This window comes from Parvibium lacunae (assembly GCF_003335215.1).
Lineage (GTDB): Bacteria > Pseudomonadota > Gammaproteobacteria > Burkholderiales > Burkholderiaceae_D > Parvibium > Parvibium lacunae.
On record NZ_QPGB01000005.1, the window covers coordinates 1 to 13815 of the forward strand.

At 51.8% G+C, this 13815-nt stretch carries 14 protein-coding genes and 1 pseudogene; 7 read left to right on the forward strand and 8 right to left on the reverse strand.

From position 1 onward, the window contains the following. From DU000_RS10210 to DU000_RS10245, 8 genes and pseudogenes are all read right to left on the reverse strand, one after another. Positions 1-1231: pseudogene (locus DU000_RS10210) on the reverse strand (calcium-binding protein); the annotation flags it as partial. A 17-nt stretch (positions 1232-1248) separates the two neighbouring features. Then, a complete protein-coding gene (locus DU000_RS10215; RefSeq protein WP_114403318.1) occupies positions 1249-1761 on the reverse strand; it encodes a hypothetical protein in 513 nt (170 codons plus the stop codon). A gap of 10 nt (positions 1762-1771) precedes the next feature. Then, a complete protein-coding gene (locus DU000_RS10220; protein WP_114403319.1) occupies positions 1772-2134 on the reverse strand; it encodes a hypothetical protein in 363 nt (120 codons plus the stop codon). After that, positions 2131-2628: a hypothetical protein gene (locus DU000_RS10225; RefSeq protein WP_114403320.1), complete on the reverse strand. Its 498-nt coding sequence runs from the start codon at positions 2626-2628 to the stop codon at positions 2131-2133. The genes DU000_RS10220 and DU000_RS10225 overlap by 4 nt, the downstream gene beginning before the upstream one ends. A gap of 10 nt (positions 2629-2638) precedes the next feature. Further along, positions 2639-3013, reverse strand: coding sequence for a hypothetical protein (locus DU000_RS10230; protein WP_114403321.1), 375 nt, complete (start codon positions 3011-3013; stop codon positions 2639-2641). 12 nt (positions 3014-3025) lie between these two features. Further along, on the reverse strand, positions 3026-3541 hold the full coding sequence (locus DU000_RS10235) for a hypothetical protein (RefSeq protein WP_114403322.1): 516 nt from the start codon (positions 3539-3541) through the stop codon (positions 3026-3028). Beyond that, positions 3538-5352, reverse strand: a complete 1815-nt coding sequence (locus DU000_RS12865; RefSeq protein ID WP_205074060.1) for a hypothetical protein — start codon at positions 5350-5352, stop codon at positions 3538-3540. The genes DU000_RS10235 and DU000_RS12865 overlap by 4 nt, the downstream gene beginning before the upstream one ends. Positions 5353-5370: 18 nt before the next feature. Further along, positions 5371-5988: a hypothetical protein gene (locus DU000_RS10245; protein ID WP_114403323.1), complete on the reverse strand. Its 618-nt coding sequence runs from the start codon at positions 5986-5988 to the stop codon at positions 5371-5373. A 403-nt stretch (positions 5989-6391) separates the two neighbouring features. On the opposite strand from DU000_RS10245, the gene mpl reads away from it, so the two are divergent. The 7 genes from mpl to aroE all read left to right on the forward strand — a co-directional run bounded on the left by mpl (position 6392) and on the right by aroE (position 13813). Then, positions 6392-7810, forward strand: a complete 1419-nt coding sequence (gene mpl / locus DU000_RS10250; protein ID WP_114403324.1) for a UDP-N-acetylmuramate:L-alanyl-gamma-D-glutamyl-meso-diaminopimelate ligase — start codon at positions 6392-6394, stop codon at positions 7808-7810. A 37-nt stretch (positions 7811-7847) separates the two neighbouring features. Beyond that, positions 7848-8444, forward strand: a complete 597-nt coding sequence (locus DU000_RS10255) for a YqiA/YcfP family alpha/beta fold hydrolase (protein ID WP_114403325.1) — start codon at positions 7848-7850, stop codon at positions 8442-8444. After that, the gene (locus DU000_RS10260) at positions 8441-9067 is read left to right on the forward strand and encodes a chorismate--pyruvate lyase family protein (protein ID WP_114403326.1); all 627 of its coding nucleotides are present in this window, start codon (positions 8441-8443) and stop codon (positions 9065-9067) included. Before DU000_RS10255 ends, DU000_RS10260 begins: the two co-directional genes overlap by 4 nt. 31 nt (positions 9068-9098) lie before the next feature. Continuing rightward, complete coding sequence (gene fabG, locus DU000_RS10265; protein WP_114403327.1) at positions 9099-9842, forward strand: 3-oxoacyl-ACP reductase FabG; 744 nt, start codon at positions 9099-9101, stop codon at positions 9840-9842. 105 nt (positions 9843-9947) lie between these two features. Next, on the forward strand, positions 9948-12089 hold the full coding sequence (locus DU000_RS10270) for a ribonuclease catalytic domain-containing protein (RefSeq protein WP_114403328.1): 2142 nt from the start codon (positions 9948-9950) through the stop codon (positions 12087-12089). 9 nt (positions 12090-12098) lie between these two features. After that, the gene (locus DU000_RS10275) at positions 12099-12959 is read left to right on the forward strand and encodes an energy transducer TonB (RefSeq protein ID WP_114403329.1); all 861 of its coding nucleotides are present in this window, start codon (positions 12099-12101) and stop codon (positions 12957-12959) included. Further along, entirely contained in the window at positions 12959-13813 is an 855-nt protein-coding gene (gene aroE / locus DU000_RS10280) for a shikimate dehydrogenase (RefSeq protein WP_114403330.1), read from the forward strand. Before DU000_RS10275 ends, aroE begins: the two co-directional genes overlap by 1 nt. Positions 13814-13815: the final 2 nt, after the last annotated feature.

Here is a 13815-nt window from a genome sequence, read left to right on the forward strand (position 1 = left end):
GTTGGGTGAGTAAGAGCTTGGCTTGGCTACCCGCATCAGGCGTGCTCACGGTAAAGGGAGTGAGGTAATACAAACTTAGAAACTGACCAAAGTCACTCTTGGCGCTCTCAGCGTTGGCTGTTGTCGCAATGATTTGGAGTTTGCCAGCCAGCGCCTTAAAGGCGCTGCTGTTTTGGAGGTCTTGGAGATTTTGAAAAAAAGTTTTACGATCGGGGCTATCTCCTGCGTCACTAATCGGTGTGGGCGTGATGTTGAGGCCAAGAATGAGTTTCCTCAGGCCGTCCAACACCCCTTCTAAACTAGCTACCGTTTTATTTTCCCCCTGACTAAAAAGGGTGCCAAGCGTAGTAAACGTCAGGCTGCTGTCTATTTTTTTCAAGGTATTCGCTAGTGCGAGAGCGTCTGTCAATTTGTACATGTAATGATTGGGAAATCCAGTTCCTTCTTCATTGAAGAGTGAAATACGTTGTCCGATCTGGTTAAACCAAAAGGTGTTGGTGGTGACGTTAATCCCGTTTTGGGCAAAGAAGTTGTTTTGTACATTGCTGGCATAAGTGGGTAGCCCGGTTCCGAGCAGGTCTTGTAGTTTGTTGAAAACACTTTCACTACCAGGTAAAAAGCCAGCACTATTAAAGGTGTTAACGCTAGCCATGTCGGCTTGCCCGCCAAAGATGCGGGCAAACGCGGAAGCCAGATGGCCGCCTAGGCTGTGGCCATTCACGTTGAGGGTGGCATTGGCGGGGACTAAACCTTCTCCGGGCACCGAGGTGGTGTATACGTAAGCCCACGTATTGGTGAGCCCGTAGTTATATTCACTAATTTGTTTGGCCATTTGTCCGGCGGGGGTGGTAATGCGTAACCACCAATTCACCATGTCGAGCACTTGCGCGCGGGCGGCACCACTGGTAGCGAGATCGCCATCCACCAGAAAGTCGGTGATCTGTTGTGAACCGCGCATGGAAACATAAATTTGCCCAGCGTAGTCTGTTCCTGCATTGCCGCGCCAGACCACGCCTTCAAAGCTGGAACCAAACGGCGCATCGGGCTTGTCTTCGGCGGAAACGACGGTGAAATTGTCTGCAATAAATTTGGCTTGGGTAAGCGTCATGCGCCCAATAAGATCTCTATTATTGAGAAGGATCTCACCAGTTTGCCCATTTCCTAAATTTTCAACATAACTTGCGTCAGCCAACAAGGCATTGATATAGGCTTGATTGATTGTGGTGGTCATTTGAATATCCTTAAAATTTATTTGGTCTTAACAACAGCAAAAACTTGCGGTTTATTTCTTGGCTGACAACTGTGTTTCGAGAACGCAATGGGAACGCTTGATTCGGTCAATTTAAAAAAGCGAACTAACCATCCGCCACTCGCAAGATACTGCTTGTATGTCAACAACGTCTCGCCAGTTGTTTCATCCTTCCAAGTAGATGTACTTTCAATAATTGGTATAACTGATGCAATTGATCGATCTATCATTCCTGGCAATCCCATATTTGTTTCACCACCAAGCACAATAGTTTTACCGCGAATTTTTTCTATATCTACATCGATGAATTCATTCGCCTCACACAACGCCCGAAACTGCATCCCACCGATAATTTCATCCCCTACTGGCAAGATCATCAACATCACAAACAGCAATAGAATGGTGCCTCGACGTAAAGTTGGTTTTGCAATTCTTTGGCTTGCCCAACGAGCGATACGAAAGGCGCAGTAGCTCCAAAGTGCAACCACTACAAGTAAAAAAATGCCGGTCATATTTTTTCTCCTAGAAGGCGCTATTGGATGTCATTTGTGAGTATGTAGCACCACTGGTAGCGAGATCGCCATCCACCAGAAAGTCGGTGATCTGTTGTGAACCGCGCATGGAAACATAAATTTGCCCAGCGTACTCTGTTCCTGCATTGCCTCGCCAGACCACGCCTTCAAAGCTGGAACCAAACGGCGCATCAGGCTTGTCTTCGGCAGAAACGACGGTGAAGTTGTCGGCAATAAATTTGGCTTGGGTTTCGGTCATGCGTGGTGCAAGAGCACTTTTGAGATCCGCAACCGTCATGCCAGAAGTTAAATCAACATAAACAGCATCAGCTAATAAAGCATTGATATAGGCTTGGTTGATTGTTACGGTCATTTTATTTCTCCCTGTCTGATTAACTTATCAATATTTATTTGCTTAAATACTTCTGACACATTTTTTGGTCGGCATTCAGTTGCACTACCCAATCCATAAAAATGATTCCGCAAAAACCCACCATACGTAGTCAACGTTTTTGTTGATAGAAAAACTTCCTGCGTATCAACATCAACGTACTGAACGATATGCGAATAAATTGGGTTAATTAAGCTAGTAACTTTGACTCTAGGTAGATATTTGTCTTTTGCCCGTTTCACTTTCTCCCAATCCGGACTGAGCATCACCACAGCCACTTTTTCGCATAGCCCGTAGAATTGCCAGTGCCCAATTAAGTCATCTGCAACCGGTGCTACTAACACAAATGGAAATGCCAAGGCACTGATAGTAGTTGTATGTTTAGTGGCCTTTACCCAGCGCGGGATACGTTTGCTAATCATCACGGCTAGAATTAGCCATACAGTGATTCCAATTAAAAACAGAATGCCGATCATTTTTGTTCTCCTAGAAGGCGCTATTGGATGTCATTTGTGAGTATGTAGCACCACTGGTAGCGAGATCGCCATCTACCAGAAAGTCGGTGATCTGTTGTGAACCGCGCATGGAAACATAAATTTGCCCAGCGTAGTCTGTTCCTGCATTGCCGCGCCAGACCACGCCTTCAAAGCTGGAACCAAACGGCGCATCGGGCTTGTCTTCGGCAGAAACGACGGTGAAGTTGTCTGCAATAAATTTGGCTTGGGTGGGGGTCATTCGTTTTTGTATAACGCTTTCCAGAATTTGACCTGTCTGTCCATTTTTAAGACCTTGATTGTCATTTGCATATACTGCATCAGCTAATAAAGCATTGATATAGGCTTGATTGATTGTGGTGGTCATAATGTGGTCTTTCTATTGAGCTTGAGTGAAATGATTATCAAGAAAAATTTTTTGAATGTCAGGGGAACAGGATGGGTGTTCGATAAATATAGGGACATGTCCTTCTGAAATCCCCAATGTTCTGATCAGCCACCCTCCGCCCACATTTAATGATTTATAAGATAGGGTTGGTTTACGTGTTTCTACTTCACGCCATAAAAATTCACTTTCTACGATAGGCAAGAAAGTTCCAATAATTTTTTTATCGAGCGTAGCAACATACCCAGTCTTCGGGTCTCTTAAGGTCAAAACCTGGCCATTAGCAGAATCTAGCCATGTGATGTATTGAGATTTTTCACACAACGCCCGAAACTGCATCGCACCGATAATTTCATCCCCTACTGGCAAGATCATCAACATCACAAACAGCAATAGAATGGTGCCTCGACGTAAAGTTGGTTTTGCAATTCTTTGGCTTGCCCAACGAGCAATACGAAAGGCGCAGTAGCTCCATAGGGCAATCACTGCCAGTAAAAAAATGCCGGTCATACCGCAACTCCTTCGCGTGAATTGAAACAAGGTTGACTAGCTTCTTTCACCAACTTTTGGATCACCGCTTGTAACTTGCCACATGGCGTGTCGTTGCCCGCACCGCCATAGAGGCGGTCGTTGTGGTTTTGTCCTTCTAGAAGGTCGTTTCCAGTGCCGCCAAAGCTCACTAGGTGGGTGACGGTGGTGGAGGTGATGGGGTTGATGAGTATGCTTTGGGGAGTGGGTGTGCTTTTATCAATAAAGAGCCAGCTGTCGTTAACGCTGTTGCTAGGAATGATGATTTGTTTGCCGTTGGGGCCGCTATCGGTGCTAGGGTTATCTTGGGTGTTGCCTTGAATGAGCCAGCTTTGCATGCTGCGCCGGTCGGCTAGCCATTTGTCGCTGAAGTTGAGTTCGCTGTTGGTGTTGGTGGCGCGCTTGGCTTGGTCGTTGCTCCAGGCGTCAATCAGGCTTTGGGGTTGGGTGAGTAAGAGCTTGGCTTGGCTACCCGCATCAGGCGTGCTCACGGTAAAGGGAGTGAGGTAATACAAACTTAGAAACTGACCAAAGTCACTCTTGGCGCTCTCAGCGTTGGCTGTTGTCGCAGTGATTTGGAGTTTGCCCATCAGGCTGGCAAAGGGGCCGGTGGGGGTGCCTTGCTGGTTCGGGTTTAATAACTGATACAGGTTGGTATAGAAGTTATTTCTGGTTGTATTGCTGTCGGCTGTGCCGGGTGTTTTAGTGGGAGTTTGATTGGGCCCTAGAATAATTTTTCGTAATCCATCTAAAACATTTTCTAGGGAATCAGCTTCATTGTTTGCACCTGCTTTTTGCAGGTTGTTCATGGTTTCGGTAGTGAGGCTGTTATCGAGTTGATTCAGTACATTCTGCAAAGCCAATGCATCGCTGAGTTTGGTAATGGCATGATTGGCGATTGAAAGCTCACCTTCTTTTTCTATATCAACGCCGACTCGGGTACCAATCACTTGGCCTAGTCCTGCTGTAACATTTAACCCACCCTCGCCATACAGGGCTAGGTGACGACTACCAATCGTGCCAACTTGGGTGCTTTGTGAAAAGCCAAACCAGTTTTGCCATTCGTAAATTAGCGCATTCTCACCGGGGGCGTTGTAGGTGACGACATCCCCTAAGTTGTAACGCCCACCGCTGGTGGATTCAATGAGACCCGCGAGCAAGTAGGCAACATGCCCACCTAAGCTATGCCCAGTAAAGTTCAGGGTAGCCCCCGCCGGAATCAGGGTTTGGCCCACTGCACCTAGCCCTTTGTCGTTAGCGGTATAGGCTTTGAAGGCTGCACTGGCGGCAGAGAGGTTTTCTACGGTGTTGAAGGGGGGAATCCCGCCACTGAGAATCAGATTACTCATGGCAGTTTGTTCGGCTGTGGTGTAGATAACAGGCTGTCCACCGGCTGTAGTGAGTTGTTTGTAGTAGCGGAAGGCTTCAAGAATCTGTACCTTGGCCTTTCCGGCTAGCACCACGCCCCAGAAATCTTCTACTAAGTCAGTGAAAAGCTGCGCTCCTGGCTCTGTGCCGCGCACGGCAATGTCATACGAACCATCCGCGTTGCTTTTGAATACAGTGAGTGAAGTGCCATTCGGGGTATTCGGCAATTGGCTGACGAAGCTGTAGCCATTGGTGGTGTTGGTGAAGAGCTTGGCTTGCCCGTCAAAAAAGAGATTCGCTTTATTGAAAGCATCTCCAATAAGCTGTCCAAATAAGCTACTTTGTGAATAAGGTACCGCATCGTCTAAACCTAGATATGAAGCCTGAGACATCCATGCGTAATCACGCAATTTTTTGCTATCCATGTTTTATTCCTTGCCAATTTATTTTGTAAATGTAGAGTTGATGAGCTTATAAGAGTCAATTCCAGTCTCGCTATAACCGCAACTACCTTGAAGTGTTGGGCCACTACCCCCTATCGAACCCAACACATTAAAAGTGAACCAACCACCGTAATAATTAAGGTTTTTTAGGCTAGATAATTTAATTTTTGTCGTTCTATCTGAAATGAAAACTTCATATTCAAGAAATTTTCCAGTATCAATTTTTTTAGTACTTAGTTGATATTTAGCGGATATAGTGGGAACAGTAGTCGACTCGATAGCGCCTTTTTCTGTTCTTGAAAGTCGAGTAATTTTGTTTGCAGAAATATTCCTAGACTCCACAAAATTAACATTCACTAGCTTTAAATAATCCGGGTAAACCACTTCATCGTTCAGCAATCCAGCTAACTTACTTGCTGTTGAATAAACTTTAAATCCAGCTTCGTTTTCACAGAATCTTTTTAATTTAATCCGATAATAAATTTCATCCGCCGTTGGAAACAAAATCAATCCAACTAAAACCAGCAGTTTTATCGGCCATGATTTCGCACGACCAACCAGCCATTTGCCTAGAAAGAAATATCCAACAATGACACTTAAAACTAATAAACCGGCCATGTTTTACCCTCTGTCGTTATGTTAGTGTTTGGTTTTATCCTGCATTATCCCCACTCGTCTCATCCTTGCCCATTGTTTTGCAATTGATTCTTTGGGGGTTGAATGAGTTATTTTTGAAGTATTAAATCTTGATACTCACGCGGTCATGGCGTGATACTTGTTGGGTTGAAAGTGCGGTTGATTAGCCACTGGTTGTGGCTGTTTGGCCCCACTCATTGCGCTCAGGTTCAAGAGTGGTACTGCCGGCTGGCTGGCTAATGATTCATCTGAAGCCATGCGCTAAGGTTATTTTTGTGCCAATTAACGAGCATCAGACAGATGGCTTGGTATGCCTGAAAGATATCTTATTCATTCTCTGCGCTAGGGCAGTTACAATGGCTTCGTTTTTTTAAAGACTGGCATCATGCACATTCATATTCTCGGTATTTGCGGTACGTTTATGGGGGGGGTCGCCGCCCTCGCTCAAGCACTCGGGCATCGGGTCACGGGCTGCGATACGAATGTTTACCCGCCTATGAGCACGCAATTAATGGCGCTTGGCATTGAGCTGATCGAGGGGTTTGAGGCCGATCAGGTCAAGCTCGAGCCAGATCTGTATGTGATCGGCAATGTTGCCAAGCGCGGTATGCCCCTGGTCGAAGAGATATTGAACCGTAATCTGCCTTATCTTTCGGGGCCTCAGTGGCTGGGGGATTATTTGCTGCGCGACAAATGGCCGTTGATTGTCGCTGGCACGCACGGCAAAACAACCACGAGTGCGATGCTGGCCTGGATCCTGGAAGCCAATGGCCTCAACCCAGGGTTTTTGATTGGGGGCATCCCGCGTAATTTTGATCGTTCTGCCCGTTTGACCGATAGCGCTTTTTTCGTGCTGGAAGCAGACGAATACGACACCGCGTTTTTTGACAAACGCAGTAAATTTGTTCATTACCACCCCCGCACCGCGATTCTGAATAATCTCGAATATGACCACGCGGATATTTTTCCCGACCTGGCGGCGATTGAAACGCAATTTCATCATCTGGTGCGCACCGTCCCCGGACAAGGGCGGCTAGTGGTGAATGCCGATCAGCCCGCGCTGGGTCGGGTACTGAGCCGGGGCTGTTGGAGTGAGGTGTGTTATTTCAGTGCAACCGGCGACGCCGCCAGCCTCGCTGCGCATGATACCGATGCCGGCTGGCGTGTGGTGCTGAGCGCCGCCCAAGTAGATGGGCGCCCGGGCTATGAGCGTTTTGCGGTATGGCAGGGTACCCAGCATTGGGGTGACGTTGAGTGGACGCTCAATGGCGCACACAACCGCGCCAATGCGCTGGCAGCCATCATCGCAGCGCAGCATGTTGGCGTCCGGCCAGGCGATGCCTGCGCGGCGCTGGCACGTTTTGCCGGGGTCAAACGTCGCATGGAAAAACGGGGGGCGGTTGCTGGTATCACGGTTTATGATGATTTCGCCCATCACCCCACCGCCATCGCAACGACTTTGGCTGGGTTAATCCAGCAGATTCCGGCACATGAGCGCGTATTAGCTGTATTAGAGCCGCGCTCTAACACCATGAAGCTGGGGGTCATGAAAGCCCAATTGCCAGCGAGCCTGGAAGCCGCAGCCGCCATTTTCTGTTACGACAATCAGTTAGGGTGGGATGTCGCAGCGGCGCTGGCCCCACTGGGCGAGAAAGCGGTGGTTGAGGGCGACATGGCGCAGCTCGTTGCAACGATTGTCGCCACTGCGCGCCCCGGCGACCATATCTTGGTCATGAGCAATGGGGGCTTTGGTGGCATTCATCAGCGCCTGCTTGATGCGCTGGCCGAGCGTTATGCAAGCTAAGGCTGGGACTTGATCAATCGTTGTTGGCAAAGTGTCTATGTTGCTCTATTTGCATGGTTTTCGTTCTTCCCCGCGCTCACTGAAAGCGCAGCAAACGCTGGCTGCCATGCAAGCACGAGGCTATGGCGAACAGATTCTGATTCCTAACTTGCCCGCCTCACCGCGTGCGGCTATCGCCAGTGTCGAAGCGTTGATCCGCCCAACCCTGCGGGAAACCGAACTGGCGTTTATTGGTAGCTCACTGGGCGGGTTCTACGCCACTTGGTTAGCAGAAAAATACGGCGGGCGGGCGGTGTTGCTCAACCCCGCCATCAGCCCCTGGCTTGATTTACAAGCTCATCTGGGGCGGCAAACCATTTACTTCAGCGATGAAGAGATGACCTTTCTACCGCAGTATCTCGATGAATTGCAAGCTCTGGATACGCCCACACCAACCTGGCCTGAGCGCTATTGGCTGCTCGCCTGCACCGGCGATGAAGTGCTGGATTGGCGGGAGATGGTGGCGAAATATGCGGAAGCACCGCAAACCATCATTCAAGGGGGAGAGCACGCACTTAGCGCCTACCCGGACTATGTCGGGGCGGTGTTGGATTTTTGTGGTTACCCCGCGCCTTATCGCGAGGCCACCCCATGACCAAGGCCAGCACCCCGCGTTGCGCGCATTGGCGACAGGCTGTGCCTGCAGGGCTCAGCGGGGCCGCGCGTGACTGGGTGGTGCAAACGGATTCTCTAACCCGAGCCTTACAAGCTTGCGGTCAGTTCCGGGTGCATTGTTTACACCAGGGGTTGGCGCCGGTGCATGCAGATGAGTGGCGGGCGCTTGGCTTGACGCGGCCTGGGCAAGTCTGGCAACGAGAAGTGCTGCTATGGCTGAATGATCAACCCGTTGTGTTTGCGCACACCGTCGTTCCCCTGCACCACACCGCCTATGACTGGCCTTTTTTCAGTGAACTGGGGCATCAGTCACTCGGCTCCGCGTTGTTTTCTGACCCGCTGATCCAGCGTCAGGCGCTGTATTTTTCGCACTTGTTAGGTAAGCATCCTTTGCTGCAAAAAGCGCAGCACGCCTTATCAACGCCACTAAACTCTGGTAAATTGACGTTAGCGTCAAGTGGCCCGCAAGCGCAGTTTGCCCACACCGGCTGTTATGCACGCCGTTCGGTTTTTACGCGGCGACAAGCACGTATGCTGGTGAGTGAGGTGTTTTTACCGGCGCTCTTTACGGCGGTAAGTCAGCCATTGCTCGCGTCACGCTAAAAAATCAATGTCACCCCTTCAGGAGTCTGTCATGCGTTTAGCCAATAAAGTTGCCTTGATTACAGGAAGTGCGGGGGGCATTGGTTATGCCACTGCGGAAAAATTTGTCCAGGAAGGCGCACGCGTTGCGGTGTGCGATGTAAAAAGCGAGGCGGTTGAGGCCGCTGTCACGGCGCTGAATGGCTTGCGTGCTGACGCTGCCGTGGGTTACGTGGCCGATGTCACACAACGGCCACAGATTGATGCCGCAGTCGCCGCACTGCTTGCACACTATGGCCGGCTGGATGTTTTGGTCAATAATGCGGGCATTACACTGGATGCGCGCTTGGTGAAAATGACCGAAGCACAGTTTGATCAAGTAATCGCCATCAACTTAAAAGGGGTCTTTAACTGCACGCAGGCGGTGGTTGAAACCATGCTGGCGCAAGGCAGTGGGGTGATTCTGAATGCCTCATCGGTCGTCGGTATTTATGGCAACTTTGGCCAAACCAATTATGTCGCCTCGAAAGCCGGGGTGATTGGCATGACACAAACCTGGGCGCGTGAATTGGGGCCAAAAGGAATCCGCAGTAATGCAGTTTGCCCCGGCTTTATCGCCACCCCAATTTTAGATGCCATGCCAGAAAAAGTGTTAGCTGGCTTGTGTGAGCGTGTGCCCATGAAGCGGATGGGCACTCCTGCTGAAGTCGCCAATTTATATGCGTTTTTGGCTTCCGATGAAGCCAGCTATATCAATGGAGCTATCATCGAAATCACCGGCGGGCTGGTGGTCTAAGCCCGGCAGGGGCCTTTTCCTAGCTGCCCGACGATTGGACGGCGGCACGTCTAAATATAGGCCGGGATGCACTACAATCCGGCATCGAGACAGAATAGCCCCGTCATGTACGTTTTATTTGAAGAAAGCGGCAGCTTTAAGGCTGGCCGTATCCTGAGCGAGGCTAATGGTAGCCTCCAAGTTGAGCTGCCCTCTGGCAAGCGCAGCAAGCTCAAAGCCAATCAAGTTTTTTTCAATTTCACGCAGCCAGAGCCAGCCGCGCTGTTAGCGGCTGCCGAAGCCGAAAGCCAAAGCCTGGACTTGGATTTTTTGTGGGAATGCGCACCGCCTGCAGAATTCAGTTTTGAGGCCTTGGCCACCGATTACTTTAGCCAACCCACCGTGATTCAACGGACGGCCCTGTTATTTCGGTTACACAGTGCGCCGATGTATTTCTACCGCAAAGGGCGGGGCCAATATCGCCCCGCGCCAGCCGAGATTTTGCAAGCAGCAAAGCAGGCCGTGGCGCGCAAAGAGCTGCAGCGCCAGCAGCAGGAGGCTTATACGGCCGAGATGGTGGCAGGCCGGTTGCCGCTGGAAATTCAGCAAGCGCTCCCCGGCTTACTCTTTAAGCCCGATAAAAACAGTGTCGAATACAAAGCCCTAGAGCAAGCCGCCCAAGCGCGGCAGCAGCAGCCCGAGCGGCTCTTGCTGGTATTGGGTGGCTTCCCACACGCCTATGCGCTGCACATGGCACGCTTTCTCTATGCCTGCTTTCCCCGTGGCACCGAGTTTCCCGCCTTGGCGCTGCCTGCCGCACCTGCGCCATTACCCATGGCCAACGTGGCTGCCTTCAGTATTGATGACAGCAGCACAACCGAGATTGATGATGCTTTTTCCGTAACCCCTACCCCCACGGGCTGGCAAATTGGGATTCATATTGCCGCGCCTGGTTTAGGGCTCACCCCTAATTCCGACTGGGATAGCGTGGCCCGTCAACGGCTCTCAACGGTTTACATGCCGGGTAATAAAATTACGATGTTGCCAACCGCCCTGATTGAGCATTACACCCTCGCGGCGGGACGAACTTGTCCGGCGCTGTCGCTCTACCTCACGGTTGACCAAGACTACCGCATCGTCAGCTCGCACAGCGTGGTGGAGCAAGTGCCGATTGCAGCAAACTTGCGGCATGACGAGCTGGACGCACTGATCACTGAAAGCAGTTTGGTTGAAGGGCTCAACCAGGAACAGGCCGGCGCGTACCCCTTTCAAGCAGCGCTGGCGATTTTATGGCAAGTAAGTTTGCGGCTGTATGCGGCGCGCATGGCGGTACGGGGCAAGCCTGAGATGTTGAATCGGGTTGATTACAATTACTACGTCGAGTGTGACGGTGCTGACTTAGGACACGCCGACGCACAGGTACGAATTGTCGCGCGGCAGCGTCAAGCACCGCTAGATCGCTTGGTTGCCGAGTTCATGATCTGCGCCAATAGCACCTGGGGCGCGTTACTCGCAGCGCATGGTGTGCCCGGTATTTACCGGGTACAGCAAAATTTCCGGACCCGGATGCAGACCAAACCAGGGCCGCATGAGGGGCTGGGCGTCGCACAATATATCTGGAGTACCTCGCCCCTGCGGCGCTATACCGATCTGGTCAATCAATGGCAACTGCTGGCGGTTATCCAACAACAGTCGCCAGCATTTGCGCCGGGTAGCGCAGAACTGTTTGCGCTAATTTCAGCATTCGACGCCGCCTACACCAGCTACAACGACTTTCAAAATTGGATGGAACGGTATTGGAGCCTGCGTTGGTTAGCACAAGCGGCGCGGACGGCGGCACTCGATAACCACAGCTCCGTGCCTGCCGGAGAAGCCTGCCAACAGCCCGCGGCAGGGCAGCCGCTGCGCCTAGCAGCGGTGGTGATCAAAGAAGAAATTGTCCGGCTGCGGGCGATTCCCCTGACCTTCCGCTTGAGCAGCTTGCCCGCAAACATTGGGCGCGGGCGCGAAATTGAGATCGACATTCTCAGTTGGGATTGGGTTGATCTAACACTTGAAGCACGCTTCATCAGCGCCAGCGCCCATACTGACAGTGCGGTGCTTGAGGAAGATGCCCTGGCAGAGGAGCCTACCGGGCTAGAGGGTAAACCAGACAGTGCGTTTGACAGCCCGCTTGAGGCTCCCCTCGAGGATACCCCTGAGGTGGCTACCCCTTCTGCGACGAGCGACAGTGCAGAAGCCTCGCCGGTAAACACCGGCATGCAGTAAAATCGCAGCATGGCAAATTACCAAGAAAAATCCGACCGCGCCCTGAAATGGGCCTTGATCTTTTCTGTGCTCGCGCATGCCGTGCTGCTCGCCGTGCGATTCGTGGCACCCGACACATTCAAGCTCAAGCCGAGCGACAACCAATTGGAAATCGTGCTGGTTAACAGCAAAACAGCAAGCCGGCCTAATTCCCCGAAAGTGCTGGCACAAGCCAATCAGGAAGGCGGCGGCAATGCCGATGCAGGGCGGGCTACCTCACCCCTGCCTAACAGCGGCCAAGTGAGCGATGGCGATAGCCTGCAGGCCAGCATGCGGCGGCAACAAGAGCTAGAAGACCAGCAGCGTAAATTACTGGCCCAGCTCAAAGCCACACCCCACAAATCCAGCGCAACGCAAGACGTAAAAGAGACCCCGCCCACCCCAACGTTGTCGAGCACCGAGCTCTTGAATCAGAGCAAACTACTGGCACGGATGGAAGCGCAAATTGAGCAACGGGTCGAGGATTATCAAAAGCGGCCAAAAAAACGTTTCTTTGGGGTCGATGCCTTGGCTGCCGAAGATGTTCTATATGTTGAGCAATGGCGACGCAAGGTCGAGCAAGTCGGCACCTTAAACTACCCCGCTGAAGCGCGTGGCAAGCTCTATGGCACCTTAGTGGTATCGGTCTATTTATACAAAGATGGGTCGCTGGCGGAGGTCCATATTGATAAATCGTCGGGGCATACCGTACTCGATGGTGCCGTGAAAAAAATTCTACGCATGGCGGCGCCCTTTGCCGCGATTCCCGACAATGTCATGAAAGGAAACGATCTTTTCGTGATTACGCGCCGTTGGGATTTCATCAATGATCAGCTCACTACCAAGCAATAATGTTTCTTGCCCCCTTCGCCCCTTTTACGCAAGATACCTATGCGGTCATTGGTCACCCGATTGCCCACAGTCAATCCCCCGCGATTCATGCTGCCTTTGCGGCGCAAACAGGGCAAGCGCTAGTCTATGAAAAACTGCTGGCCCCCTTAACGGCGTTTAGCGCCACGGCGGAGGCGTTTCGACAAGCCGGTGGGCGCGGTTTGAATGTCACCGTGCCATTTAAGTTGGAAGCTTGCCACTATGCCACGATTCTCAGCGAACGGGCGCAGCAAGCGGGGGCGGTCAATACGCTGATGTTTTTTGCGGATGGCCGCATCTATGGGGACAACACTGATGGTGCTGGGTTGATTCGTGACTTACAAGTACGTTGGCAGACCCCGCTGGCAGGGCAGCGAATTTTACTGCTTGGCGCGGGCGGGGCGGCACGCGGCGCATTGTGGCCGCTCTTGGCGACCCAGCCAGCCTGCCTGCATATTGCGAACCGCACCATCGCGAATGCCGAGGCCTTGGTCGCCCCCCTACTCGGGCAGACCTCGATCGCGCTGAGCGTCAGTGGTTTTGAAGCGATCCCCGGTAGTTATGATGTGGTGATTAATGCCAGTGCCAGCAGTTTGGCGGCAACCGCCCCGGTGTTACCCGAGGGGGTCTATGCGCCTGGGGCACTCGCTTATGACATGATGTATGGCGCCACGCCAACGGCCTTTATACAAGCGGCTCAGGCCAGCGGCGCCCAACAAGCAGTGGATGGGCTGGGCATGCTGGTCGAACAAGCGGCAGAGGCATTTGCCTTGTGGCGTGGGGTGCGTCCTGCGACTGACGCTGTCTACCAAGCCCGCCGGGCTGCGCTCGGATAGCG